The following is a 23,603-nucleotide window of genomic DNA, read 5'->3' as shown; positions in this document are numbered from 1 at the left end:
GTTGTCAAAATGGCGAGCAGTGGCCGGCCTTACTCCGGCACGGCGATGCCGGAGCCGCCGAGCTCCGAGGGAAAATCCCTGAGCTTGGGCAGTCCGTCCTTCATCGGCAGCACCGTCTCGGCATAGTTGACGTGAACCCCAGGCGTGAATTTCACGCCCGGTATCGTCGCGGCATAGACGTCGACGAGGCCGAGCGGCGGATGACCGGTCATCAGATGGCCACCGCATTTCGTACAGAACTGGCGATCACTCATTTCGGTTTTCTCAAAGCCGGACAGGAACTCCGCGCCCTTGGTGACCTTGACGTTCTCCGGCTTCCACAGCGTGAAGGCGTTCACAGGAGATGCCGACCACGATCGACAGGAACTGCAATGGCAATAGCCCATTGCCTCGGCGGACCCGTGCACTTCGATTTCCACGGCGCCGCAAAAACACCCGCCTCTATGTACCGTCATGACTTTTGTCCCATTCGTTGGTTTCGACTGCGCTCGCCGTCCGCTTTCGGCAGCGCTTGAGCACCAGCGGGGTGTAAGGCTTTCGGCTGCGAACTGAATGATACGGCGTCCGCCTTGCTTGACAGCGCGTCCGGAACTGGAAAGGGATGTCGCACCGGCACCGCCCTCCGCAGTGCGGGTGCGCCGGGAAGTGGGCGGGACACAGTGGAATGGCCGGGGATGCTCTGTCTGACCTGTTGAGGACGGTACGTCTTACCGGCGCGACCTTCTTCGACATTGAGGGCCACGAGCCCTGGGCCGTCTGCTCGCCGGCGCCATCGTCCATTCTGCCGAAGATCCTGCCCGGCGCGGACCATCTGATCTCCTACCACGTGGTGACGGCCGGCCGCTGCTTCGCCCGCATTGTCGGCCAGGAAGCGATCGCGCTGGAGGCTGGCGAAGTCGTCGTCTTCACCAGGAGCGACCCGCACATCATGTCGAGCAATCCGGCGCTGCGCGCCGATCCGCCGACAGCCGACGTTCTAGACATAGCGACCGCCGGCCGGATGCCGTTTTACATCAACTGCGCCGGCGACGGGGCGACCTCGGCCAGGCTGGTCTGCGGCTATCTCGCCTGCGACGCACAGCCGTTCAATCCCCTGCTCGAGGCATTGCCGCCGGTGATCAAGGCCGGAGATGTAAAAGGCGATGGCGGCTGGCTCGGCCAGTTCATCAAGCTGGCTGTCACGGAAGTGGCCGAAAAGCGCGCCGGCAGCGAAACGGTGCTCACCAAACTCAGCGAACTGATGTTCGTCGATGTGCTGCGCCGCTACGTGGAATCGCTGCCGCCGCAGCACACGGGCTGGCTGGCGGGCCTGCGCGATCCGCATTTGGCCAGGGCATTGGCGCTGATCCACGACCGGCCTGCGCATAATTGGACCGTGGAGGCACTGGCGAAGGACTCGGCGCTGTCGCGCACGGTGCTCGCCGAACGCTTCACCCGGCTCGTCGGCATGCCGCCAATGCACTACCTCGCCAAATGGCGCATGCAGATCGCCTCGGAGCTGCTCAGCGCCGGCAACGCCAACATGGCAAGCATCGCGGCCGAAATCGGCTACGAGTCCGAGGCGGCGTTCAGCCGCGCCTTCAAGAAGATGATCGGCGTTCCACCCTCGGCCTGGCGTCTGGGCATCCGGATCGGATCCGGAACCGACGAGGAGTTATAGGCCGAGGGGCTGCAGCTCCTGTTCTACCGATCCGCCAGCGCCAGCTTGGCGCCGAGCATGACGAACGCGCCGGCGAAGGTGCGGCGCATCCAGGTCAACACCATCGGCCGCGACACGACGTGGCTGCGGATCGAGGCGGCGAAGATGCCGTAGCCGACGAAGACGACGAAGGTCAGCAGCATGAAGACGCTCGAGAGTTCGAGCATCTTGGCGAATGCGTTCGGTTCGGTGGTGCTGACGAATTGCGGCAGGAAGGCAAAGAAGAAGATCGACAGTTTTGGGTTGAGGATGTTGATCAGGATGCCGGAGGTGATGACCTTGGCGGCCGAGCGCGGTGCTACGTTTTCATCGACGCTCAAGCCGCCCTTCTCCTTCAGCGTGTTCCAGGCCATGTACAGGAGATAGGCAACGCCGAGATACTTTAAGGTCTCGAAGGCAACAGCACTTGTGTGCAGCAGCGCCGCCAGGCCAGTGATGGCGGCGGCCATATGCGGAATGATGCCGAGCGTGCAGCCAAAAGCAGCAATGATCGAGGCGCGCACGCCGCGCGAAAGCCCGGCGCTCAGCGTGTAGAGAACGCCGGTGCCGGGCGAAGCCACGACGATCAGCGACGTCAACAGGAATTCGATGCTCATGGATCCTCCAACGCCCTGCCCGTAGCGGAAGCTATCGGGTGATCTGGGATGAAGCAAGCGGCGGTGAGAGTAATCTCCCCCCTCGTGGGGGAGATGGCCGGCAGGCCAGAGGGGGGCGCGAAGGATCGCCTACGCCACTGTCTTCCGATCGTTCGAAAGCCCTCAATCGTCCGCCCAGAACTATGGCTGAGAGGCCGGCGGGACAGCGCCCCCCTCTGCCCTGCCGGGCATCTCCCCCACTTGGGGGGAGATTGGCAGTTCGAGCGGCATCCCATGCGCCTTGCGCGCCATCAGGCAATCGTCGCCGCCAGGCATGCAGGCGCGGCAGACGTCGGGGCGGATCTCGTAAATGCCGCAGGCCGTGTGCTTGCCGACCTCGCCGGTCAGCGCCGTACAGCGAACGCCATCGCAGCGCATGCCGGACAGGTTGGCCGCCACGAATTTTTCTGGAATCCGGTCGAGCTGCGCATCGTCCTCGGTCGAGAAGCGTGGCCATTCGGCTGAGTAGGAGCAGCAGGCGCCGCAGCTCTGGCAATCGAAGATTGCGACCGTGCCGGCTTCCTCATCGCCAGACAAAAAGCCCGGGGCGCCAGCCAGGTCGGCAGGCGCGACGGAGGGGTAACCGGCAACTCGTGGCAAGGCGCTATTTCTTCTTCTTGCCCTTCGGTGCGTCCGCCGGCGACTTGAACAGATCGGTCGCGGTCTCGGCGGCCTCAGCAGCCTTCGGCGCGGCAGCGGGTTTGGCAGGCTTTGCAGCGGCAGCCGGCGTTGCCGGCTGGTCCTTGGCGGAGAATTTTATGGCCATGTCAGTCCTCGTCGGAAAAACGCGATGATGGTGCGCGCGGATTGCGCAAGCGGCCGATCAGCGCCGAGACCGCCGTGATGTTCATTTCCTCGGGCGACCAGTTCCTCGCCTCGGCGATGTGGTGCGCCGCCAGCTCGCGATGCGTGCTGCCGCTGTAGGCCGCATCCTGGTAGGTCACGCGCTCCTGGGTCTTTTTGTCCTCGCGGACATATTCAACCAGATAGTTCGGGGCTTCGGCACGGCCGCGCACGCCGACGCGCACCTGCGCATCGCCATGGGCACGCTTGCAGCGCTCGAGCTTTTCCAGCACACGCCGAACGTATTCGACCGGCTTGTCCAGGCCTGTGACCATGGACGCAATGGTCGCATCGGCATCGATCGGCGTTGGCGGTACGCGCTTGGTTGCCATCAGCGTTTGCCTGCCCGCTTCGGCAACGCCGCAAGGACTGCGGCCGCGGCCATCTCGTCGGCTTCCTTTTCCTTGCGCAGTTCGCGCAGGCGCGCGGTCTTGGCTTCGCGCGCCTCGCTGACGGCATCACGCTCGGACAGGATGCGGTTGAGCGACATCGACTGGGTTTGCGTCTTGCTGAACAGCGAGCCGGCCTGGTCGGCGGTCTTCGATTGAGTGGTCAAAACTTTCTCCTGTCGGGAGCCTGGTGCCGATCGGGCGAGACCAGTCTTCGGTCGCGACCAAAGCAATGCGGCACCGGGGCAATACGGGCGGTTCAGATTGCTGGAGCGTCCCTTAGCACGTTCCGGCCGGCGTGCAGCGCACTTTTAGCGGCATGACACGCAAAATGAAAAAGGCCAGGCACCGCCTGACCTTCCATGGAAGCGCCGCGCATCCTATTGGATGCGCAAGGCACTCCTTTCAGCCTTTCATCGGTGCCAGTACATCCGTGGTCACCGGAAGGCTGAATTTCTTGATCAGGCCGCCTTCAACTGATCGGCTGACATCTTGCCCGACTTGTTGTCGCGGGTCATCTCGTAGCCGAGCTTCTGGCCCTCGACGATGTCACGCATGCCGGCGCGCTCTACGGCCGAGATGTGGACGAAAACGTCGGCGGAGCCGTCGTCAGGCTGAATAAAACCAAAACCTTTGGTAGCGTTGAACCATTTCACTGTGCCGGTAGCCATGAAGAATCCTTTCCCTGGCAAATACTCGTTAACCGTCGTGCGAATGCACAACGGTTTTTGTCTCGATTTTTGATGGGGAAGTTCGTCAAAGGCGCGCGTACGTGCGCGGATAACAAAAGTCGGTCAAACAAATATCGACATGTTTCTTCTAGACTTCTTTTGGCGCCGAGTCAATTTCTGGTTTCTCCGCAGGCAGAATTCAACCTGGGGATGCCGGCTGCATGAGGCCTCAACTGGCGAGTTGGCGCCGGGCAAGGCGTGCGCAAAAAAATGCAGGGCACCCGGAACCAATTGCAAGCCGGCGCATTTCTATGGTGTCAGCAATTTTAGAGAGCGATCTCAGGACTGCTGGCAAAAGGACGCCTCCCGCACATTAAATGGTGCGAGAGGCGTTCTTGTACGTGCCAGGCCTTTTTTCGCTGCGTTCGACCGCCTGTCTTACACTCTCTCCCGGATCATCGTGATCGCCGGCGGCCGGACAGAGCTCGCTTGCAGCGGCACCGGGCGGCGGGCGATGCGGTAGACCGCTGCGGGCGGAATGTTCCTCAGCGTGCGCCCCATGCGGATCGCTTCGAGGCCAAGTTCATCCATCAGCTTGCCCGGGACCGGGCAGCGCGGGCCGTAGGTGAACTGATAGAAGCAGCCGTCGTCGCGCAGATGCGAGAACGATCCGGCAAGGATCGCCGACACCGTCGTTGCCGGCATGGACAACAGCGGCAGACCGCTGACCACCGCGCCGGCCTGCGCGGACTGCGTCCCGATCGCGTCGCCGATGTCGGCCGCGTCGACGCACAGCAGCCGCGCTCGCGGAAAGCGCTGGGCAAGCATAGCGGCGAACTCCGCGCCCTTCTCGACCAGGATCAGCCTGTCCTCACTGACACCTTGCCGGATCAGGGCCTGGGTAAAGACGCCCGTCCCCGGCCCCAGTTCGATCACCGATCCTGTCGACGTCGCGATCTCGGAAACCATCAACCTTGCCAGCGCAGGACTTGACGGCGTGATCGAGGCGACACGCAGCGGATCGAACATCCAGGCGCGGAAAAAGCGAAGGATGTCAGACTGCATGCGCCGCCCCAGGGTTTGCGATGATAAAGCGGACGCCGGTCAGATCCTCGGAGAGCTGCCACAGTCTTTTGGCCAGTTCGGGGTCGCGTGCCGCGTCGATCGGCTGGACAATTGTCGGATAGCCGCTCATTTCGCGCCTGCCGTCCGGTCCGATGAATTGCCCGCTTGCTGCCGCCGGTGCGGTTGCCGCGTAGAGCTGGTTGAGCGCGCCCATCGCCACGTCCTGCGCGAAGAAGCGGTTGCCGAAGCGCATGAACAGTTTGAGGATGCCCGTCGGACCGCTCAGCTGCAGATTGGTGGCGGAATAGCCGGGATGGGCAAGCAGGCTGCGCACCGGCAGGCCCACGGCTTTCAGGCGACGGTCGAGTTCCAGGGCGAACAGCACATTGGCGAATTTCGACTGGGCATAAAACGACACGCGGCCATAGTTCCGCGCGCCGACAAGGTCGTCGAAATGGATATTTCCGCGCTTGTGCAGATCGGAACTGACAGTGATCACCCGCCCGTCGCTGCTTTGCGCCAGACGATCGATGAGAAGCGCCGTCAGCACGAAATGGGCGAGATGATTGACGCCGAACTGCAGTTCGTACCCTTGGCGTGTCATGCTGCGCGGCGGCATCATGACGCCGGCATTGTTGACCAGCGCATCGACGGCCAATCCGTCTGCGATGATGTCAGCGGCAAAGCGCTTCACATGGTCGAGATCGGCAAGATCGAGCTTCCGCAATTCGAGCGAGCCGCGGACACGCTCGGCTTCGATACGGGCTTTCGCGGCTCGGCCCTTTTCTTCGTCGCGCGCGGTCATCACGACATGGGCGCCGTGGCGTGCAAGTTCGAGCGCCGTCTGGAAACCAAGACCGCTGTTGGCGCCGGTGACGATGATGGTTCGGCCGGACTGGTCGGGAATATCGGCCGCTGTCCAGCGACTTGGTGCAGGAGGATCATTGACGGCGGCATGCGGGATTGCCGACAAGGCAGCGGACGAGGGCTGGGTAGACAGGCGATTGGTGGATAAGGACTGGGTAGACATTGGGGGCATGTCTCCTGGGGTTGATCGTGCGGCGGTCATCTTAACAGTGTTAAGTGACAAATAGCGCAAAATCTGTACACTGTAAAGATTGGGTGCGGGAGAAATCAAATGGCTGTCGAAACGACGCGTGACGCCTATCACCATGGCGACCTCAGGGATGCCCTGATCAAGGCGACGGACACCATCCTGGCCGAGCGGGGCCTCGAGGGTTTTACGCTGCGCGAAGCGGCGCGGCGCGCTCATGTGTCGCCTGCAGCCCCAGCGCACCATTTCGGCAGCTCCGCCGGGCTGCTGACCGAAGTCGCCATTCTCGGCTTTGAGGAACTCGCCCGCCATATCGAAATTGAAGGGTCGGCTAAGAGCGCGACCGCGCGGCTGAAACAGCAGGCGGCCGGCTATGTACGCTTTGCCCTCGCCTATCCCGGCCGCTTCCAGCTGATGTTCCGGTATGACCTTCTGCTGCCCGATGACGCGCGGCTGGCGGCTGCGTCCGAACTGGCCAAGGTACCGATCGCGCGCACGATACTAGCCTTGCGCGGGCTGCCTGAGGATGCCGAGCTTGACGCGCCAACGAACGCCACGATGCTGGCAGCCTGGTCAACCGTGCACGGCTTTGCCCATCTGGCGCTCAGCGGCAAGTTTTCGAAGCTCACACCGGAGGCGAAGTCCCAGCACCTGCTCGACGAGCTGTTGCCACAGATGCTGGACATATTGTGGCCGGAGCCGAAGCGTTAGGCCGCTCTAGCCGCCTACAGGATCGCGCTGATCAGCGGCAGGATCTCGTAGTGGAAACCGCGGCCTGAGCACGACACCGGATCTCCATCGGTCACCGCCCTCGCCTCGGCTTCGCTTCCGACACGCAGGATCAGCAGCCCCCATGGGCCGGCCGGGTCGGCGACCGGGCCAGCCAGGATCATGGTGCCCTCGCGCAGCTTGCCGCGCAGATAGTCGGCATGCCGGCCCATCAGTTCCCTCTCCTCCTCCGTCATGGTGAAGGCGAAGTCCGGCCGAGGCGGGATCAGCCGGCAATGGAAGATTGATGGCGCCTTGGTTTTGCGCGGTCCGTCATTGCTGGCCATCGCTCCCTCCCCTAGAGCGTTTCACCGTCTCACGGAAACGGCGAACCGCTCTATCTCTTTTTTTGCAATTCCGGACGGAAAACCGCTCACACTTTTCCTGGAATTGCTCTCGGGATGTCGTCAGTCGACCTATTCGTCCGGGCCGGGTTCCGGCCACGTCTCCTTCGCCGCTTCCGCATACCAGTGCCGCATTGCCGGCGTTGCCAACACCGCGTCGACATAGGCGCGTGTATCCGGCGCAAGCTCGCCGCCATAGGTGTCGAAGCGGGTGACGACCGGCGCGAACATCGCATCTGCCGCGGTGAAATGGCCGAACAGGAACGGGCCGCCCTTGCCGTATTGTTCCCGGCACTGGCGCCAGATCGTTTCGATGCGCGCCCGTTGCAGTTCGCCTTCGGCGTCGAGCGGCTTATGGCCTTTTGGCCGGCGCAAATTCATCGGCCAGCCATAGCGGACCTCGCGAAAGCCGGAATGCATCTCGGTCGCCACCGAGCGCGCCAAGGCACGGGCGCCGATATCCTGCGGCCAGAGTTTTTTCTCCGGAAACAGGTCGGCCAGATATTCAAGGATGGCAAGGGTTTCCCAGACGATCCTGCCATTGTGAATCAACACCGGCACGAGGCCGGTCGGCGACACTTTCGCCAGATTGGCAAAGGTCTCGGGCGTGCGCAGGCGCACAAACCCTTCCTCGAATGGAATCTCCAGATGCTTCATCGCCACCCATGGCCTGAGTGACCAGGACGAAAAGCATTTGTTGGCGATGATGAGCGTGAATTCAGCCAAGATGGACTCCCCAATTTTTCGTCACACTAGCCAGCGGATGCAAGACCAGCAAAGCGTTTCGGCCGCCATGCACTGGTCCAGCCTTCACTCCTGATATCAGTTGGCCTGTGCCGTCATTTGCGCCCCAGGCGAGACACCCGCACGCGCGCGGATGGCGGCGACCGCGCTGGCGATCTCCGCATTGAACAGCAGCGCCTCGCGGCCAGCGGCGATGGTGAGATCGACCTGTTCGACCGGCAGTTTCAGGCGCGTCGGGATCAGGTTCAGCTTGACCTGCCTTGCCGGATCGAGATCGGCGAAGGACAGATGCTCGACGATGAGCTGAACATCGCGGCAGTTCCAACTGCCCGCCGAGCCGCGATAGGCGGCCACCGTCGCTACCGGCAAACTGCAGCGATAGCGCACCAGCTCATCCTGCCATTGTGAGACGGCCAGTGTCAGCGCATCGAATTCGTCACGCACCGAGGCCTCCAGCGTGGTGCCGGTCACAGCGTCGAACAGCTGGCTGAGCTTCGGCCCGTGGATCGACTTGGCCCAGGTCACATCGCGGTCGCTGCCGGCGTCGGCGACGATGAATAACAGCGTCCTCAACCTGACGGCGGCGGACGGCGACAGCGGACCGTAAGGTGTGCCGGCGGCGGAGCGTTCCAGCGTGAAGCCGGTGACGCCGATGTTGTCGGTCAGGCCACCGTCGAGCAGCTTCACAAAGTCGAGTGGATCCTCCTTCTGGTAGGAATCGAGCGCCCTGGCATGGGCCTTGAGCCGGGTCGACGCGTTGCGATCGGCCAGCGCCCGCTCCAGCCATTGCGGCCGGTGGTAGTCGCAATGCGGACTGCTGGCGGAGATCACGATCGGCGCGAAGACGACAGGCACGGCGGCGGAAGCTGCCACGGCGTCGGCCAGCCGAACCTTGTCGAGATCGCTGCACAGGGCCGCAAAGGTGTCGTAGCTGAACAGGAACGGCGTGCGGTTGTAGATATCGGACGCATTGACCCAGACGATGGGCCGGTCCGGCTTGCGGAAGGCCTCGAACGTCGCGCCGTCGAAGAGATGGTCGTTCAGCCATTTGGCAAAGCCGCTGCGGTCGTTGACGCCGCCATTGTAGGCGCGCACCAGATTGAGCGGCGACAGCGATGTCCTGAGATCGGCTTCCGCATCCTGGATGAGGAAGCGCTCGCGAAAATCCTGATAGCCGTCCTTGCCCCTGTAGCCGAAATAGGCAGCGGCGATGGCGCCGCCGGACGCTCCGGAAATCATCCTGATGTCGTCGACCAGCGTGCGGCGGTACGGCCGCTCGTCGATGACGATCTCGTCCAGCGCCCGCAACACGCCATAGGAAAAGGCCGCCGCCCTGGTGCCGCCGCCGGAAAAAGCGAGGCCGACCACGGTCGTGCCGTCGTCGCCCGGATCGGGAAGGAAGGCCGGCGACGGGTGGCCAACCCTGGAGACCTCGATGTTGATCGGCCCGACATCGTCGGCGACGCAGCCGGCCATCAGCATGGCAGCAGCGAAGACAAGGCCTGGACGAAAACGCATCCGACACCCCCGGGCCAACTCTCACCTTACGGCCCGAGCGGAGCCTATCCGGATTGAGGCATCGGGCGCAACCGGCGCGGTCGGTATGGCAGGCGTGTGGAACCAGAAGCACGCCGGCCCGTTTGCCTCTCGCTAATGAAACATCGGAATTCAAAATCCCAGGAGATGCAAAGATGGTGAACAAGGATCAGGTTGCCGGCGTGGCCAAACAGGTCAAGGGCTCGGTCAAGCAGGCCGCCGGCAGGGCGACCGGCAACAGGCAAACCGAGGCCGAGGGCACGGCCGACAAGATCGCCGGCAAGGTCCAGAAGGCCTATGGCGACGTGAAGGAGAAGGTCAAGAAAGCGCTCTGATCCGATCTTTGCAGGCAATGAAGAAGGCGGCTCAAGGCCGCCTTTTTCTTGCGGGCTGTCAGAAGGTCAGGTTCTTGCTGAAGGCGTTGGTGAACTTGACCTCGCCATGGTCGCCGGTCGCCTCGCCCAGCACCACATCCATGGCCTCGCCGGTCACCTTCACCAGCGCGAAGCCACCCATATAGGCGGCCTTCGGCTTGAACAGGTCGAGACCGCCGATGTTGTAGATCATCGGCACTTCGTGCTGGTGGCCATGGAAGATGGCGATGACATTGTAACCCTTGATCGCCGAAAGCAGCGCCTGACGATCCGCCTCGCTCCACCAGTGCGGCGCGCCGGCACCATCGTCGTCATAGGTGCGCTTGGCCGGGTCCCAGCGTTCGACCGAAAATGTATCCCAGCCATAGTGCTGGAACAGGATGACGGGACGGCCGTCCGCGGCGTAGGTCGCCAAATCCTGCTTCAGCCATGGCAGGCTGCTGACCGCACCATGGCCGGTGTCGCCGGCAAAACGGTGCGTCTGGACGAGATGCAGACCGCCCCAGTCCCAGGAATAGCAGTCGGTATCGACATCGTATTCGGTGGCCGGCACCGGCGGTTTGAAGAACACGCCGGGGCGGTGGTTGACCTCGACATAGTCGCGCAATTCACGCCGGTACCAGTCGACATGCGGCGGCGAGCCGTTCTGGTCGAGATCGTGATTGCCGAGCCCGACATAGACCGGCATGTGCACGCGGTCCGGGCCGACGCCCTGGCTGTAGCGCTGGCTGAACTGCAAAAGCTGGGTGCCTTCGCTGGGCTCGGTGATCTGGCCGCCGCCATCGTCGGTGATGTCGCCGCCGACGACGAGGCCTAGCGGCGCGCCGATGCGGCTGCCGGCCGAGCGCAGGCCGGTGGCAACGCCGTCGATCTCGGCTGGCCATTGCCGGTCGGCCAAACCATTGAGGGCCGCGACATTGCGCAACAGCGCTGCATCGGTCTTGCCTTCCTGCAGGCAATTGGGGCTCAAGCCGCTCGCCATGCGACAGGCATGGACATCGGCGATAAACAAGAAGGTGGCGTCGATCGGCTGGATGCGCTTTCCGGTCTGGCCGAGAGCGACGCGCGGCAGCAGGCCAGCCATGGCAAGGCCGGCCGCCTGTGCAAGGAAATTGCGCCGGGTCGAGATGCGATTCATGGTCTGAGTTTCAGCACAGGCGGCGCCCCGCCGTCCAGTTGTCACGCGTGGCAGATCGACACGGCACCGTGGCTCTGGCATTTTTTCCGTGCCGGTGCTCAGCGCGAGGGCAAAGGAGGATCTCATGAAAGTTGCTTCGATAGGCATTGTGCTGGCTGGGTTGCTGCCGGCGGGTGCGGTGCATGCCGCCGATTGTGTCGACGCAAAATCCGCCAAGGCCGGCTTCGTTCTGGAAATGCCCGGCATCCGCAGCGAGTTTCGGCCGGTGGCCGGCGGCATGGTCTCCGTCGCCAACACCTACGAATCGCAATCGCCGCAGACACAGTTCCTGTTCGGCGGCCTGGTCGAAGTGTTTCGCGACAGCGATACCGGTCGGGTGGCGACGATCCCGTTTTCCGATCTGCGAAAACTGTTTCCGCTGAAGACGGGGGCAAAAAGCACGATCGAATTCGTCGAACTGTCGCCGAACAAGCAGCCGAAGAGCACCAAGACGCTGAGCCTGGTCGTCAAGGGCAAGGAGACGTTCAGCGTCGGCGGCTGCAAATACAACGTGCTGGCGGTCAAGGAGACGTTCAAGAACGGAGCCGGCGAGACGCTGGACACATTCACCGCGCTTTATGCGCCCGATCTGCAAGCGGCTGTCGCCCGGCGCTACGATGAAGGCACCAGCGCTGAATCGGTGAACGGCTACACGACGATCAAACCGCTTTCCAACTAGGGCGCGGCCTTCCGCCTCAAGGTTTTCCCGGCCGCAGCAGGATCCTGCGACGTCGCTTCGCTCCGAATGGCGGCGTTGGGCTGCCCTCAAGTTCGGCCAGGCAATCGCGCAAAACGCTGGCATCCTGCGCCGTCTTGGCCATCGACATGGCGCCGGAATAAGCGGCGATAGCGAGTGCCGCAAAGCGCTCGGGGTCGGTGCCCTGCTCCCTCCCCGCCTGCTGATCTGCGCGCACCTTGTCGGCGACAGCCTGACGCCATCCGGCAAAGATGCCGGCCAAAGCGAGGCGGAAATCCGGATCGGCAAGCGACAATTCATGCGCCAGATTGTTAAGCGGACAGCCGCGGACGAAGCCTTGCTGCTCCAGTTCGGACGCCACAGCCTCGAACACCGCACGCACGCCCTCGCGCGCCGAGCCTGCCGCCCTCACCGGGCTGATCCAGGTCTCGTCCAGGGCGGCAGCCACACGCTCCTCTATCACCGCCAGAGCCAGCGCCTTCTTGGTCGGGAAATGATGATGCAGCGCGCCGCCGGTGACGCCGGCGGTAGCCATCAGCTCGCCAAGGGCGGATGCATGATAGCCGCGCGCCTGGAACGACGCTTCGGCGACATCGAGCACCTTGTTGCGCAGGCCTTCGGGATCGTTGATGCGTTTTCGCGACGGCCCTTCTGAGGCCGGAGCAATCTCTGCTGACATTCGCCAACGATAGCAGATTGACAAAACAGGACAACCGGTCTGTTTTATAAACCGGACGACCATCCTGTTTTGGAGACAACGCAATGACCCTGCCCCTCAATGTGCCCGCAACGGCCAGTCTGCTCGCCTCGCCGGTCGTCGAGTTGCGGCAATACACGCTGAAGCCCGGCCGGCGCGAAACGCTGATCGACATCTTCGACGGTCAGTTCATCGAAGGCCAGGAAGACGCCGGGATGACCATCATCGGCCAGTTTCGCGACCTCGACCGGCCCGACATGTTCGTCTGGCTGCGCGGTTTTGACGACATGGAAGCGCGGAAGGAGGCGCTCACCGCCTTCTATGACGGGCCGGTGTGGGCGGCGCACCGCGACGCCGCCAATGCGACGATGATCGATTCCGACGATGTGCTGCTCTTGAAGCCGGCATGGCCAGGCGCCGGTCTCGACCTGTCGGGCGCGCAGCGAGCCGCCTTACCGGAGGATAAAAAGCCGAGCACGGACAATCGCTTGACCGGTATTGTTGTCATCCAGATTCATCATCTGCGGCCTGGCACAGAGGCCGATTTCGCCGGCGACTTCGAAACAGACGCCGCTCCGATCCTTGCGGCCGCCGGCGGAAGATTGCTCGGCGCCTTCATCACCGAACACGCCGAAAACAGCTTTCCCCGCCTGCCGGTGCGCCTGGGCGAAAACGTCTTCATCGCGGTGACGGGTTTCGACAGTCTTGAGGCGCATGGCCGCCATGAAGCAGCGCTTGCCGCCTCGCCCCGGTTGCAAGCGCTTCTGCAAGCGGCCGACGTGACTAGGCCAATCGAAACCTTGCGCCTGGCGCCGACGTCGCAGTCCTTGCTGCGGTAAATGATCAGTACGCAACCAACCGAAGTTCATACTGAGCGATAGGCCGGCGGCTTGACCGCCCTCGCCGATCGGCATTGCTTTCGTGATCCAACAGCGAGAGCGTTCGATGCGACTTCAGGGCAAACGGGCATTGGTGACCGGCGGTTCGGATGGCATCGGCCTGGCCATATCGGAAGCCTTCTTGCGCGAAGGCGCCGAAGTACTGATCGTTGGCCGCGACACCGGAAAGCTCGAAGCAGCGCGCCGGAGGCTGGCGGCCGCAGGAAGTGTGCGGACCCTGTCGGCCGATCTCTCAACCTCTTCCGGCATCGATGCCGTGGTCGAGCGCGTAAAAGCAACCGGCCCGCTTGACATCCTCGTCAACAATGCCGGCGTTGCCTATCTGGTGCCGTTCGAGACCGTCACCGAGGACCAATTCCAGCAGTCCTTCGCGCTCAATGTGACGGCGGCGTTCTTCCTCACCCAGCGGCTGCTGCCGCATTTCGGCGCCAACGCCTCGGTCATCAACATCTCGTCCTACTTCGCCAACAAGATGATCCCGAAACGGCCGTCGAGCCTGTATTCCCTGTCCAAAGGGGCGCTCAACTCGCTGACCAAGTCGCTGGCCTTCGAGCTTGGCCCGCGTGGCATCAGGGTCAATTCGATCGCGCCCGGCACGGTCGACACCGCCATGCGGCGCAAGTCGATCGAAAACCTGCCGGCGGCAGCGCAAGCCGAGCTCAATGCCTATGTCGAGCGCAGCTATCCGCTCGGCCGCATCGGCCAGACCAGGGACCTTGCCGGCATCGCCGTTTATCTCGCCAGCGACGAGGCGGCGTGGACAAGCGGCGGCATTTTTGCGATCGACGGCGGGTATACAGCGGGATGAGAAGCGGTCGGCCGCTATGAACCACCGGAGCCCCTGAAACCAAGCACTTCAACAGCTTCGAGTATCTGATTGCGAACCCAGCGATGCGGCGGCTCGTCATCGTGGCGCGCGTGCCAGTACATCCTGATTTCGGGAACGGAAATGGGGAGAGGCGGTTCAAAGATGACGAGCTGCAGGCGCTTCGCCGCCCAAACCGCGAACTGCCTGGGAACCGGCAAGATAGTTTCCGCTCGCCACCGCCAGCGCGACAGCCTGAAAATGCGGCAACGCCAGGCTTACGCGACGCGTCCGCCCGATCTTGCTCAGCGCCTCGTCGGTGGAGCCCGACATCGAACCGTCGATGGAGCGAAGAACGTGGGGCAGTTCGCAAAAAAGGTCCATCGGCAGGGGCCCGCCGTCCGCGATCCCGGTCCGCCTGATCGCGGCGTTGTCCCTCGCCGCAATGATTGCGAATGGCGAATGGAACAGCGGTGTGCTGGAGACCCAATCGGAAACTGTCAGCGGACGTTCGAGTGCCGCGTCGATTTCATCCTCCTGGAGCAGTCTCGAAACGTCGCCGCGCGCGCTGTCGAGAAAGCGGAACGATACGCGGGGCGCCACGTCGGCGATACGTGCCGCCAGAAACGGCATCAGCATCATGGAGAAGAAGTCCGCGCCCATCAGCGTGAAGGTCCGGTCGAGCTCCGCTGGATCGAAGTCTTTCGCAGACTGGAAGACACGTTCGATTTCGCGAAGCGCCACGCGCAACGGCTCCGCCAGGCTCTCGGCGCGCGGCGTCGGCACCATTTCATTGCCGTGCCGCACGAACAGCTGGTCGTTGAGGGCATGCCGCAGGCGATTGAGCGCAGCGCTGACGGCAGGCTGGCTGAGGCCGATCTGCTCGCCGGCACGCGTAACGCTTCTTTCCCGCAAAAGCGCGTCGAACACCCGGACGAGATTGAGGTCGAGCGCGTTCAAATTCATCGCATCAATTCACACCATACGATCATTCGATTTCCGTAGCGGGCATGTCCTTGGTTAGGTCGTCGTCAGCGCCACCCAGTCGGCACAGGCGACAAAAGGAGTAGAGAGCCGTGACAATGACCCCCGGGACGATCGCAGGCAAGGAACTCTTCTGGTTCAACAACACACTCGTCGCGATCCACATCTCGTCGGCCGCGGGAGAGGACGGAATCTGCGTCGTCGAGCATCGCATGCCGTTTGGCGACTCTGCGCCACTGCATGTGCATCGCCGGGAAGATGAGGTGTTTCATGTTCTGGAAGGGCGGATGCGCTTTCAGATCGACGGCCAGGAACGACGTGCAGGCCCCGGCGATACGGTCATCGCACCGAAAGGCCTACCGCACACCTACCGGGTCGAGTCGCACGAAGGGCGCGCGCACCCTCACCGTCACGCGCGGTGCGGATTTCGAAACGCTTCTGCGCCAGGCGGGCCGCCCGGCCGAACGGTGTTGGGCCGCCGCTGGCCTGATGCCGGCTCGGCGCCATCGACGGCGGGTATACGGCGGGATAACCGTTTGGGCGGCTCTCTGCTTCGGACAGGCCGGAGCACTTGACCAAACTTCCGATACCGCGTCTGTCTAAAGATCGAGCAATATTTTCCGACATTCGTGGTGCCATGCCGTCAATAGATCCCCTGATCCTGTTCTACACCACGTTCTTCAGCAAACCAGTCGACATAGCCTCGATACAGTGCGAAGTGCCCGGGCGGTGGACACTGGACAAACGACGGATTTCCGAGGCTGCGGCAGTCGTCTTCCATATTCCGAACTTTCGCGAAGCTGGCGATGCCTACAAATACCCAGGTCAATATTGGGTCGCCTGGTCGATGGAGTGCGGCCAAAACTACAAGCGCCTTGCCGACCCCAAAATCATGCGGCACTTCGACATCATCATGACGCATGAATCCCGGTCTGATGTCTGGGCGCCCTACCTGCCCCCCGCCGTGTGGTGGAAAGAAGCGCTGGCCAGACCGATCGTGCAGAAAACGGAAGAAGCGCCGGTCGCACTCTTCCAATCGGCCGTGCTGAATTATAGCGGCCGTGGCGATCTGGCGAACGAACTGGCGCGCCACATCAAGATCGATTCCTATGGCCGATACCGCAACAATCGATCGGTCACCGGTCCCGATCTCGGCTCGAAGACCAAGATCGAAACCATTGCACGGCACAAATTCTGCTTCGCCATGGAGAACTCGATCGAGGCCGACTATGTCACCGAGAAAATCTACGACGCATTCCTGGCCGGCACGGTGCCGATCTACCTTGGTGCTCCGAATGTGGACGAGTACGTGCCAGAGAATTCCTATATCGACGCCAGTGCCTTCGCCAGCGCCAGCGATCTTGCAGCCTATCTCCAGCACCTGATCGAAACGCCGCAAGAATACGAGGCCTACTTTGCCTGGCGCTCAAAGCCATTGCCCGACAGCCACGCCTTCCGGACGGCCAACACTTCCGTTCGGCTACAGGTCCTATCTCAGTACAAAGCTGCGCCGCTGGCAGAAAAAGGTTCCGAGCTGACAGCCGGCGATCAGGCGCGCTTCAGCGGCAAATGGAAGACAAACCGCGTCTCTTGCGGCGTCGAGACGGCTTCGACCTTGCCGCCATCAATACCGGCGATAGTGGAAATCGTGTGCCACGTCTGCCCGATCAGGAATCTGTTGGCCGGCACCCTATTTGAGCGCTTGGTATCTGTCATCAAGCTAAAATGAGCGATTTTGCCCACGGTCGTGCCTGGCGCTCGCCATCTAACCGATTTGCATCCTTGCCTGCTGCAATCTCTGCTTGAAGGCCATTGTGCAACGCGATACGCCGTTGCCGAATTCGATCGTCGGAGAGACAAGTGACCGCTGCCAAGACCAGAACCGAAACCGACACGTTCGGCCCCATCGATGTTGCCGCCGACCGTTATTGGGGCGCTCAGGCGCAGCGTTCCCTCGGCAATTTCAAGATCGGCTGGGAAAAGCAGCCGGCCTCGATCGTGCGCGCGCTCGGCATCGTCAAGCGGGCGGCGGCGGAAGCCAATATGGAGCTGAAGCGGCTCGATCCCTCGATCGGCAAGGCGATCGTCGAAGCGGCGCAAGAGGTCATCGACGGCAAGCTCAACGATCATTTCCCGCTTGTGGTGTGGCAGACCGGCTCGGGCACGCAGTCCAACATGAATGCCAATGAGGTGATCTCCAACCGGGCGATCGAGATGCTTGGCGGCGTCATGGGCTCGAAGAAGCCGGTGCATCCGAACGACCACGTCAATATGAGCCAGTCGTCGAACGACACCTACCCGACGGCCATGCACATCGCCTGCGCCGAGCGCATCGTGCACGACCTGGTCCCGGCGCAGAAGCATCTGCATGCGGCACTCGAGGCCAAGACCAAGGACTTTGCGCACATCATCAAGATCGGCCGCACTCATACGCAGGATGCGACTCCCCTCACCCTCGGCCAGGAATTTTCGGGCTATGCCGCGCAGGTCGCCTCCTCGATCAGGCGCATCGAGATGACGCTGCCCGGCCTGCAGGAACTGGCGCAAGGCGGCACCGCGGTCGGCACCGGCCTCAATGCGCCGGTCGGTTTCGCCGAGAAGGTCGCCGACCGCATCGCCGCCATCACCGGCATTGCCTTCGTCACTGCACCGAACAAGTTCGAGGCGCTGGCCGCGCACGATTCCATGGTGTTTTCGCACGGTGCCATCAATGCCGCTGCTGCAGCTTTGTTCAAGATCGCCAACGACATCCGCTTCCTCGGCTCCGGCCCGCGCTCGGGCCTCGGCGAACTGTCGCTGCCGGAAAACGAGCCGGGCTCCTCGATTATGCCGGGCAAGGTCAACCCGACGCAGTGCGAGGCGATGACGCAGGTCTGCGTGCAGGTGTTCGGCAACAATGCCTCGCTGACCTTCGCCGGCAGCCAGGGCCATTTCGAGCTCAATGTCTACAACCCGCTGATGGCCTACAATTTCCTGCAGTCGGTGCAGCTGCTCGCCGATGCCTCGATCTCCTTCACCGACAATTGCGTCGTCGGCATCGAGGCACGCGAAGACAACATCAAGGCGGCGCTCGACCGCTCGCTGATGCTGGTGACGGCCCTCGCCCCGACCATCGGCTACGACAATGCCGCCAAGATCGCCAAGACCGCGCACAAGAAAGGCACGACCTTGCGCGAGGAAGCGCTGGCCACCGGGCTTGTCAGCGAAGCCGACTATGACCGGCTGGTGCGGCCCGAGGACATGACGCATCCAGGGTAAGCAATTCCAGACGCGTCGCGATTCCCTGGGAATTGCGTCGGCCAGCAGTCAGAAATTTGGCGGTGGGAAAATTTACTGCCGTCAAAGGCTGATCCGACACGAATTTTGCGTCCTTCGTCCGATCACTGAAATGTACACTCTGTGAACAATGCGTCGCCGAACTAGCGTCTTTGGTGAACAGTCGGCTTGGTCTATCTGACAGGGCATCAACCCTTTTCGGAGAGCCACCATGTCCATCAACACTTCCACCGCCGGCGCCGGCACTGCGTCCAACAGCTCCACCACCATCCTGCTCGGCCGCATCCTGCTCGCCGCCATCTTCCTGCTTTCCGGCTTCGGCAAGCTCACCGCCATTTCCGGCACCGCCGGCTACTTTGGCGCAATGGGTCTGCCGGTGCCGACCGTAACGGCCATTGTCGTCGGCCTGATCGAATTGCTTGGTGGCCTTGCCATCCTCGTTGGTTTCCAGACCCGTATCGCCGCCTGGGTGCTCGCCATCTTCACCATCGCAACGGCTTTTGTCGCTCACACCGGCTGGGCCGACCAGAACCAGATGATCCATTTCCTGAAGAACGTCGCCATCACCGGTGGCTTCCTGCTGCTGGCTTCCTCGGGCCCCGGCGCCTACTCGATCGACGCCAGGCGCGGCTGAGCTTTTCCCTCCCAAGCCTGAAAAAAGCGGCGCGGAATTTTCCGCGCCGCTTTTTCGTTGTCTGTCTAAGCGCGCCCGCGTCCCATCCCTGCTAGGATCGGGGGCAGAACAGCCGGCGGACAGACAACGGAGACGACCATGCCCCGCGACGCATTGCTTCTGCTTTCCCGGCTGTTGCTCGCCGCGCTGTTCGTTCCCTCCGGCTATCACGCACTTGCCGACATTGCCGGCACGACTGGCTATTTCGCCGGTCTAGGTATGCCGCTGCCGACCCTTGCGGCCTGGGGCACCGGCCTGTTCGAGCTGATCGCCGGGTTGTTGATACTGGTCGGCTTCCAGACGCCGCTGGTCGCGCTGCTGCTTGCCGCCTTCTGCATCGTCGCGGGCTCCATCGGCCACTACGGCCAGGGCGGCGACGACCCAATGCTCGCCTTCATGCACCAGCAGATGCTGATGAAGGACATTGCCATCGCCGGCGGCTTCCTGGCGCTGGCCATGGCTGGTGCCGGCGCCTGGTCGATCGACGGGCGCCGCTCGTCCTGAGCGCTGCTCGGCCTCGAGAGGCTACTTCACCGAAACGCTCTGCCCGCCCTCGACCGCCAGCACCAGCCGGCGGTTGGTGATCCGCGCCAGCTGCGCCAGGCGCCCGGCCGGGCGCTCGCCGTAAAGGTCGGAAAGTGCTGCCGGCAGCACCAGCGCCAGCGTGCCGTTGCCGCGGTTTTCCCATTTCAGCCGCGGCATGACGCCGGGCATGGCAGCGGTCAGCAGGTAGACGACGCGCAGCACTGCCGCCAGGATGCGGGCGCGCTCAAGATAGCGCGGCGTCGCCAGGCCGCGGATTTCCGGCGCGGCATCGTTGAACACGCCCTCATGGCGAAACAGGCCGACCAACGCCAGGAAGGCGCGGCCGGGATGGTCGACGCCGATGAAGGAGGCGTGGGCGATGATGTTGAGCGACTGCTTGCCGCGATATTCCGGGTGCGCGCGCCAGCCTATATCGGCCAGCAGACAGGCGGCGTGGCGGTAGCGCGCCTCGTCGTCGGTCTCGTCGATGCCGAAGGCGGCAAAGGTCTTGCCCGTCCATTCGACAAGCTCATGCGCATGGGTGACGGAACGCGAGCGCAGCCGGGCCAGCTCCTCCGAAGCGGACACCAGCGGATCTGCCTTCTGCTCGGCCTGATCGAGCAGCGAATAGAGGAAGCCTTCGCGCACGCCGAGCGCCGAAACGATGATCTTCGACGGTTGCATCGCCGCCATGATCTCCTGCAGCACGACCGCGCCATAGGGCAGCAGCGAACGGCGGTTTTTGGAGACGCCTTCGATGCCGCGAACTTTTTCGATCTCAGGCTTCGCCACCTGTTTGAGGAAAGCCGACGCGCTTTCGGCCGAGATCTCGTAGTGATGCATGACGCCGAGCGGATAATTGCTCATTTCCATGTGCAACCGGGCGAGGTTTCGCCAGGTGCCGCCGACGGTATAGAAGGGCCTGCCCTGCCCGCCCTTCAAAAGCTTGGCCCGCGCCAGTTGCTCGCGCGCGATCTTTGCCGCCTGGGCGAGCGAATTCTTCGCCATGTCCTGCAGCCGCAGGCCGCCCAGCGGCAGCGTGATGCCGTCGCCGATCGCCTCGCCGTTGACGTCGATCAGTTCCAGGCTGCCGCCGCCAAGGTCGCCGGCAATGCCGTTGGCGGGGTGGAAGCCGGAGATGACGCCGAGCGCCGAATAATGCGCCTCCTGCCGGCCGGTCAGCACGCGGATCTCGGTTTTCAGCACATCCTCGGCGCGGTGGATGAAATCGGGGCCGTTGATTGCCTCGCGGGCCGCAGCCGTTGCGAGCACGTACATATGCTCCGCGCCGGCCTGGTTCGACAGCGCGCGGAAGCGGCGGAACTCTTCCATCGAGCGGGTCACGCCCTCGGGATCGAGCTTTCCGGTCGAAACGATGCCGCGGCCGAGGCCGGCCAGCATCTTTTCGTTGAACAGCGTGGTCGGCGAACGCGCCAACCCTTCATAGATGACAAGGCGGATCGAGTTCGAGCCGATGTCGATGATGGACAGCGGTCGGCGATCCTGAAGCCGGCCCTGGGAAGTTGAAATCATCAGCCGGACGCTGCAGCGTTTTTCTTGCGGCGCTTGAACTGCGCGATGCGCTTGGGCGCATGCGACTTCAGCGCATCGCCCCGTCCGGACAGGCTAGGATTGGTCATGAAATATTCCTGCGCGTTGAACGGTTCCTCACCCTCCTCCAGCACGACGCGCCGGGAGGTTCCGTCAGCCAATACGTCGAAACTTTGCTGGTTGTCCATGATGTTGCCCAGCATGATCTGGCCAAGTATCTGTTCATGCACAGTTGGATTGGTGATCGGCACCATGGTCTCGACGCGGCGGTCGAGATTGCGCGGCATCAGGTCGGCCGAGGAGATGTAGACGATCGCCTCGTCCGAGGGCAGGCCGTGGCCATTGCCGAAGCAATAGATGCGGCTGTGTTCGAGGAAGCGGCCGACGATCGACTTGACCCGGATGTTTTCCGACAGGCCCGGCACCTGCGGTCGCAGGCAACAAATGCCGCGCACGACGAGATCGATCTCGACGCCGGCGCGGCTGGCGTCATAGAGCGCGTCGATGATGTTCGGGTCGACGAGCGCGTTCATCTTCATCCAGATACGCGCCGGCCGGCCCGCCAGCGCATGGGCGATCTCGTCGGCAATGTGCTTCAGGATGCGGCTGCGCAGCGTGAACGGCGAGATGGCGATCCGCATCTCATCGGTTGGCTCGGCATAGCCGGTGATGAAGTTGAACAGCTGCGCGACATCGCGCGCGATCGTCGGATCGGTGGTGAAGAAGGACAGGTCGGTGTAGATGCGCGCGGTGACCGGATGGTAGTTGCCGGTGCCCAGATGCACATAGTTGCGCAGCTTGCCGTCCTCGCGCCGCACCACCAATGACATCTTGGCATGCGTCTTCAGCTCGAGGAAGCCGAACACGACCTGGACGCCGGCGCGCTCGAGGTCACGCGCCCAGCGGATGTTGGCTTCCTCGTCAAAGCGCGCCTTGAGCTCGACCAGTGCGGTCACCGACTTGCCGGCCTCTGCCGCGTCCACCAGCGCTCGCACGATCGGGCTGTCGTTGGAGGTGCGGTAGAGCGTCTGCTTGATCGCCACCACTTCCGGATCGGCCATCGCCTGGCGCAGGAACTGCACCACCACGTCGAAGGATTCGTACGGGTGGTGGACGACGATGTCCTTCTCGCGGATGGCGGCGAAACAATCGCCGCCGTGCTCGCGGATGCGCTCGGGAAAGCGCGGATTGTAGGGCCTGAATTTGAGGTCGTCGCGGGGCACGGCGACAATCTCGGAAATCTGGCTGAGCGCCAGTGGGCCGGTCAGAACGCTAATGCGGCTCGAAGAGACGCCAAGCTCACCGGCAACGAACTCGCGCAATTCGCCGGGCATCAACTTGTCGAATTCGATGCGGATGACCGAACCGCGGCGGCGGCGCTTCAGCGCCGTCTCGAACAGGCGCACGAGATCCTCCGACTCCTCCTCGACCTCGATGTCGCTGTCCCGGATGATGCGGAAGGTACCGGAGCCCTTGACCTCGTATCCGGGGAACAGCTTGCCGATATAGAGGCCGACCGCCTCTTCGAGCGGGATGAAGCGAACATGCTGCTTGCGGTCGGGCAAACGGATGAAGCGCTTCAGCGCCACCGGCAGGCGCAAGAGCGCGCTCATCTCCTCGCCATTCTTGCGATGGCGCAATTGCAGCGCCATCGAGAAGCCGAGATTGGGAATGAACGGGAACGGATGCGCCGGGTCGATCGACAGCGGGGTCAGCACCGGGAAGACCTGGTCCTGGAAATGGTCTTCCAGCCAGACCTTCTCATCCTTGGTCAGTGCATCGCGGGTGATGCTCTCAATACCTTCCTTGTTGAGCAGCAGCATCAGCGCCGACAGGCTGTTCTGCTGGTCCTCCTGCAGCCGCTCGACCTCGCGCAGCAATTGTTCGAGCTGCTGCTCGGGCGTGCGGCCGTCGGGGCTCTTGAGCGCAATGCCTTCGCGCACCTGGCCGGCAAGACCGGCGACGCGGACCATGAAGAACTCGTCGAGATTGGCGGCCGAGATCGACAGGAAGCGGACCCGCTCGAGCAGCGGATGGTGCTCGTTCTGCGATTCCTCGAGAACGCGCCGGTTGAACTGCAGCCAGGAGAATTCGCGGTTGACGAAACGGTCGGGATTGCCGCCCTCGGGGCTCGCCACCTCGACATTGATGAATTCGCTCTGCACCGGCTTCAGTTCATTCATGGTTTCCTGCCCGC

At 62.9% G+C, this 23,603-nt stretch carries 28 protein-coding genes; 11 read left to right on the top strand and 17 right to left on the bottom strand.

The genetic code is table 11. The features are described from left to right. Positions 1-29: 29 nt before the first annotated feature. Positions 30-455: a GFA family protein gene (locus AC1D1B_RS15440; protein WP_477333388.1), complete on the bottom strand. Its 426-nt coding sequence runs from the start codon at positions 453-455 to the stop codon at positions 30-32. Between the two features lie 209 nt (positions 456-664). On the opposite strand from AC1D1B_RS15440, the gene AC1D1B_RS15435 reads away from it, so the two are divergent. After that, positions 665-1,660: an AraC family transcriptional regulator gene (locus AC1D1B_RS15435; protein WP_477333387.1), complete on the top strand. Its 996-nt coding sequence runs from the start codon at positions 665-667 to the stop codon at positions 1,658-1,660. Positions 1,661-1,683: 23 nt separating this feature from the next. On the opposite strand, the gene AC1D1B_RS15430 is transcribed toward AC1D1B_RS15435, so the two are convergent. The 8 genes from AC1D1B_RS15430 to AC1D1B_RS15395 form a co-directional block, all read right to left on the bottom strand. Beyond that, positions 1,684-2,295: a LysE family translocator gene (locus AC1D1B_RS15430; RefSeq protein ID WP_477262538.1), complete on the bottom strand. Its 612-nt coding sequence runs from the start codon at positions 2,293-2,295 to the stop codon at positions 1,684-1,686. A gap of 180 nt (positions 2,296-2,475) precedes the next feature. After that, positions 2,476-2,871, bottom strand: coding sequence for a YkgJ family cysteine cluster protein (locus tag AC1D1B_RS15425; RefSeq protein WP_477333897.1), 396 nt, complete (start codon positions 2,869-2,871; stop codon positions 2,476-2,478). A 67-nt stretch (positions 2,872-2,938) separates the two neighbouring features. After that, complete coding sequence (locus AC1D1B_RS15420) at positions 2,939-3,100, bottom strand: hypothetical protein (RefSeq protein WP_477262536.1); 162 nt, start codon at positions 3,098-3,100, stop codon at positions 2,939-2,941. Between the two features lies 1 nt (position 3,101). Further along, positions 3,102-3,509 (bottom strand): hypothetical protein, encoded by a 408-nt coding sequence (locus AC1D1B_RS15415; protein ID WP_477262533.1) that lies wholly within the window; start codon positions 3,507-3,509, stop codon positions 3,102-3,104. Next, positions 3,509-3,733 carry a hypothetical protein gene (locus AC1D1B_RS15410; RefSeq protein ID WP_352655850.1) on the bottom strand — a complete coding sequence of 75 codons (225 nt, stop codon included), beginning with the start codon at positions 3,731-3,733 and terminating at the stop codon, positions 3,509-3,511. The genes AC1D1B_RS15415 and AC1D1B_RS15410 overlap by 1 nt, the downstream gene beginning before the upstream one ends. A gap of 294 nt (positions 3,734-4,027) precedes the next feature. Beyond that, a complete protein-coding gene (locus tag AC1D1B_RS15405; RefSeq protein ID WP_023671502.1) occupies positions 4,028-4,237 on the bottom strand; it encodes a cold-shock protein in 210 nt (69 codons plus the stop codon). Positions 4,238-4,675: 438 nt separating this feature from the next. Then, positions 4,676-5,302, bottom strand: a complete 627-nt coding sequence (locus AC1D1B_RS15400) for a class I SAM-dependent methyltransferase (RefSeq protein WP_477333386.1) — start codon at positions 5,300-5,302, stop codon at positions 4,676-4,678. Next, a complete protein-coding gene (locus tag AC1D1B_RS15395; protein WP_477333385.1) occupies positions 5,292-6,332 on the bottom strand; it encodes an oxidoreductase in 1,041 nt (346 codons plus the stop codon). The genes AC1D1B_RS15400 and AC1D1B_RS15395 overlap by 11 nt, the downstream gene beginning before the upstream one ends. A gap of 108 nt (positions 6,333-6,440) precedes the next feature. Between AC1D1B_RS15395 and AC1D1B_RS15390 the strand changes: the two genes are divergently transcribed. Then, positions 6,441-7,067 (top strand): TetR/AcrR family transcriptional regulator, encoded by a 627-nt coding sequence (locus tag AC1D1B_RS15390; protein WP_477333384.1) that lies wholly within the window; start codon positions 6,441-6,443, stop codon positions 7,065-7,067. A 14-nt stretch (positions 7,068-7,081) separates the two neighbouring features. Here the strand turns inward: AC1D1B_RS15390 and AC1D1B_RS15385 are convergent, their stop codons facing one another. The 3 genes from AC1D1B_RS15385 to AC1D1B_RS15375 form a co-directional block, all read right to left on the bottom strand. Then, positions 7,082-7,411, bottom strand: a complete 330-nt coding sequence (locus AC1D1B_RS15385) for a YciI family protein (protein ID WP_477333383.1) — start codon at positions 7,409-7,411, stop codon at positions 7,082-7,084. Positions 7,412-7,540: 129 nt separating this feature from the next. Then, positions 7,541-8,194: a glutathione S-transferase family protein gene (locus AC1D1B_RS15380; RefSeq protein ID WP_477333382.1), complete on the bottom strand. Its 654-nt coding sequence runs from the start codon at positions 8,192-8,194 to the stop codon at positions 7,541-7,543. A 96-nt stretch (positions 8,195-8,290) separates the two neighbouring features. Then, positions 8,291-9,730 carry a patatin-like phospholipase family protein gene (locus AC1D1B_RS15375; RefSeq protein WP_477333381.1) on the bottom strand — a complete coding sequence of 480 codons (1,440 nt, stop codon included), beginning with the start codon at positions 9,728-9,730 and terminating at the stop codon, positions 8,291-8,293. Between the two features lie 173 nt (positions 9,731-9,903). Between AC1D1B_RS15375 and AC1D1B_RS15370 the strand changes: the two genes are divergently transcribed. Then, the gene (locus tag AC1D1B_RS15370; protein WP_477333380.1) at positions 9,904-10,083 is read left to right on the top strand and encodes a CsbD family protein; all 180 of its coding nucleotides are present in this window, start codon (positions 9,904-9,906) and stop codon (positions 10,081-10,083) included. A 58-nt stretch (positions 10,084-10,141) separates the two neighbouring features. On the opposite strand, the gene AC1D1B_RS15365 is transcribed toward AC1D1B_RS15370, so the two are convergent. Then, positions 10,142-11,260: a metallophosphoesterase gene (locus AC1D1B_RS15365; protein ID WP_477333379.1), complete on the bottom strand. Its 1,119-nt coding sequence runs from the start codon at positions 11,258-11,260 to the stop codon at positions 10,142-10,144. A 124-nt stretch (positions 11,261-11,384) separates the two neighbouring features. Between AC1D1B_RS15365 and AC1D1B_RS15360 the strand changes: the two genes are divergently transcribed. After that, positions 11,385-11,978: a hypothetical protein gene (locus AC1D1B_RS15360; protein ID WP_477333378.1), complete on the top strand. Its 594-nt coding sequence runs from the start codon at positions 11,385-11,387 to the stop codon at positions 11,976-11,978. A 16-nt stretch (positions 11,979-11,994) separates the two neighbouring features. Here AC1D1B_RS15360 and AC1D1B_RS15355 read toward each other — a convergent pair whose 3' ends face one another. Then, on the bottom strand, positions 11,995-12,675 hold the full coding sequence (locus AC1D1B_RS15355; RefSeq protein ID WP_477333377.1) for a TetR/AcrR family transcriptional regulator: 681 nt from the start codon (positions 12,673-12,675) through the stop codon (positions 11,995-11,997). An 83-nt stretch (positions 12,676-12,758) separates the two neighbouring features. Between AC1D1B_RS15355 and AC1D1B_RS15350 the strand changes: the two genes are divergently transcribed. Both AC1D1B_RS15350 and AC1D1B_RS15345 read left to right on the top strand, forming a co-directional pair. Next, a complete protein-coding gene (locus AC1D1B_RS15350; protein WP_477333376.1) occupies positions 12,759-13,532 on the top strand; it encodes an NIPSNAP family protein in 774 nt (257 codons plus the stop codon). Positions 13,533-13,638: 106 nt separating this feature from the next. Continuing rightward, on the top strand, positions 13,639-14,400 hold the full coding sequence (locus AC1D1B_RS15345) for an SDR family NAD(P)-dependent oxidoreductase (protein ID WP_477333375.1): 762 nt from the start codon (positions 13,639-13,641) through the stop codon (positions 14,398-14,400). 156 nt (positions 14,401-14,556) lie between these two features. Here the strand turns inward: AC1D1B_RS15345 and AC1D1B_RS15340 are convergent, their stop codons facing one another. After that, a complete protein-coding gene (locus AC1D1B_RS15340; RefSeq protein ID WP_477333374.1) occupies positions 14,557-15,357 on the bottom strand; it encodes a LysR family transcriptional regulator in 801 nt (266 codons plus the stop codon). A gap of 122 nt (positions 15,358-15,479) precedes the next feature. Between AC1D1B_RS15340 and AC1D1B_RS15335 the strand changes: the two genes are divergently transcribed. The 5 genes from AC1D1B_RS15335 (at position 15,480) to AC1D1B_RS15315 (ending at position 19,834) form a co-directional block, all read left to right on the top strand. Then, positions 15,480-15,956: a cupin domain-containing protein gene (locus AC1D1B_RS15335; RefSeq protein ID WP_477333896.1), complete on the top strand. Its 477-nt coding sequence runs from the start codon at positions 15,480-15,482 to the stop codon at positions 15,954-15,956. Then, positions 15,953-17,110, top strand: coding sequence for a glycosyltransferase family 10 domain-containing protein (locus AC1D1B_RS15330; protein WP_477333373.1), 1,158 nt, complete (start codon positions 15,953-15,955; stop codon positions 17,108-17,110). The genes AC1D1B_RS15335 and AC1D1B_RS15330 overlap by 4 nt, the downstream gene beginning before the upstream one ends. A 131-nt stretch (positions 17,111-17,241) precedes the next feature. Beyond that, complete coding sequence (fumC, locus tag AC1D1B_RS15325; RefSeq protein ID WP_477333372.1) at positions 17,242-18,639, top strand: class II fumarate hydratase; 1,398 nt, start codon at positions 17,242-17,244, stop codon at positions 18,637-18,639. Between the two features lie 229 nt (positions 18,640-18,868). Further along, the gene (locus tag AC1D1B_RS15320) at positions 18,869-19,291 is read left to right on the top strand and encodes a DoxX family protein (protein ID WP_477333371.1); all 423 of its coding nucleotides are present in this window, start codon (positions 18,869-18,871) and stop codon (positions 19,289-19,291) included. Positions 19,292-19,429: 138 nt separating this feature from the next. Continuing rightward, positions 19,430-19,834, top strand: a complete 405-nt coding sequence (locus AC1D1B_RS15315) for a DoxX family protein (protein ID WP_477333370.1) — start codon at positions 19,430-19,432, stop codon at positions 19,832-19,834. Positions 19,835-19,855: 21 nt separating this feature from the next. On the opposite strand, the gene ppx is transcribed toward AC1D1B_RS15315, so the two are convergent. Beyond that, complete coding sequence (gene ppx / locus AC1D1B_RS15310; RefSeq protein WP_477333369.1) at positions 19,856-21,388, bottom strand: exopolyphosphatase; 1,533 nt, start codon at positions 21,386-21,388, stop codon at positions 19,856-19,858. Beyond that, complete coding sequence (locus AC1D1B_RS15305; RefSeq protein WP_181060255.1) at positions 21,388-23,589, bottom strand: RNA degradosome polyphosphate kinase; 2,202 nt, start codon at positions 23,587-23,589, stop codon at positions 21,388-21,390. The genes ppx and AC1D1B_RS15305 overlap by 1 nt, the downstream gene beginning before the upstream one ends. Positions 23,590-23,603 lie beyond the last annotated feature (14 nt).

The sequence above is a fragment of the Mesorhizobium sp. P2_C5_2 genome, assembly GCF_056404535.1.
This window is presented reverse-complemented; position numbering and strand designations above follow the sequence as displayed.

Bases quoted from the DNA above. Each gene is read 5' to 3' on its own strand.
- AC1D1B_RS15440 (WP_477333388.1), bottom strand. From the start codon at position 455: ATGACGGTACATAGAGGCGGGTGTTTTTGCGGCGCCGTGGAAATCGAA.
- AC1D1B_RS15435 (WP_477333387.1), top strand. From the start codon at position 665: ATGGCCGGGGATGCTCTGTCTGACCTGTTGAGGACGGTACGTCTTACC.
- AC1D1B_RS15430 (WP_477262538.1), bottom strand. From the start codon at position 2,295: ATGAGCATCGAATTCCTGTTGACGTCGCTGATCGTCGTGGCTTCGCCC.
- AC1D1B_RS15420 (WP_477262536.1), bottom strand. From the start codon at position 3,100: ATGGCCATAAAATTCTCCGCCAAGGACCAGCCGGCAACGCCGGCTGCC.
- AC1D1B_RS15415 (WP_477262533.1), bottom strand. From the start codon at position 3,509: ATGGCAACCAAGCGCGTACCGCCAACGCCGATCGATGCCGATGCGACC.
- AC1D1B_RS15405 (WP_023671502.1), bottom strand. From the start codon at position 4,237: ATGGCTACCGGCACAGTGAAATGGTTCAACGCTACCAAAGGTTTTGGT.
- AC1D1B_RS15400 (WP_477333386.1), bottom strand. From the start codon at position 5,302: ATGCAGTCTGACATCCTTCGCTTTTTCCGCGCCTGGATGTTCGATCCG.
- AC1D1B_RS15395 (WP_477333385.1), bottom strand. From the start codon at position 6,332: ATGTCTACCCAGTCCTTATCCACCAATCGCCTGTCTACCCAGCCCTCG.
- AC1D1B_RS15390 (WP_477333384.1), top strand. From the start codon at position 6,441: ATGGCTGTCGAAACGACGCGTGACGCCTATCACCATGGCGACCTCAGG.
- AC1D1B_RS15385 (WP_477333383.1), bottom strand. From the start codon at position 7,411: ATGGCCAGCAATGACGGACCGCGCAAAACCAAGGCGCCATCAATCTTC.
- AC1D1B_RS15375 (WP_477333381.1), bottom strand. From the start codon at position 9,730: ATGCGTTTTCGTCCAGGCCTTGTCTTCGCTGCTGCCATGCTGATGGCC.
- AC1D1B_RS15370 (WP_477333380.1), top strand. From the start codon at position 9,904: ATGGTGAACAAGGATCAGGTTGCCGGCGTGGCCAAACAGGTCAAGGGC.
- AC1D1B_RS15365 (WP_477333379.1), bottom strand. From the start codon at position 11,260: ATGAATCGCATCTCGACCCGGCGCAATTTCCTTGCACAGGCGGCCGGC.
- AC1D1B_RS15360 (WP_477333378.1), top strand. From the start codon at position 11,385: ATGAAAGTTGCTTCGATAGGCATTGTGCTGGCTGGGTTGCTGCCGGCG.
- AC1D1B_RS15355 (WP_477333377.1), bottom strand. From the start codon at position 12,675: ATGTCAGCAGAGATTGCTCCGGCCTCAGAAGGGCCGTCGCGAAAACGC.
- AC1D1B_RS15350 (WP_477333376.1), top strand. From the start codon at position 12,759: ATGACCCTGCCCCTCAATGTGCCCGCAACGGCCAGTCTGCTCGCCTCG.
- AC1D1B_RS15345 (WP_477333375.1), top strand. From the start codon at position 13,639: ATGCGACTTCAGGGCAAACGGGCATTGGTGACCGGCGGTTCGGATGGC.
- AC1D1B_RS15335 (WP_477333896.1), top strand. From the start codon at position 15,480: ATGACCCCCGGGACGATCGCAGGCAAGGAACTCTTCTGGTTCAACAAC.
- AC1D1B_RS15320 (WP_477333371.1), top strand. From the start codon at position 18,869: ATGTCCATCAACACTTCCACCGCCGGCGCCGGCACTGCGTCCAACAGC.
- AC1D1B_RS15315 (WP_477333370.1), top strand. From the start codon at position 19,430: ATGCCCCGCGACGCATTGCTTCTGCTTTCCCGGCTGTTGCTCGCCGCG.
- ppx (WP_477333369.1), bottom strand. From the start codon at position 21,388: ATGATTTCAACTTCCCAGGGCCGGCTTCAGGATCGCCGACCGCTGTCC.
- AC1D1B_RS15305 (WP_181060255.1), bottom strand. From the start codon at position 23,589: ATGAATGAACTGAAGCCGGTGCAGAGCGAATTCATCAATGTCGAGGTG.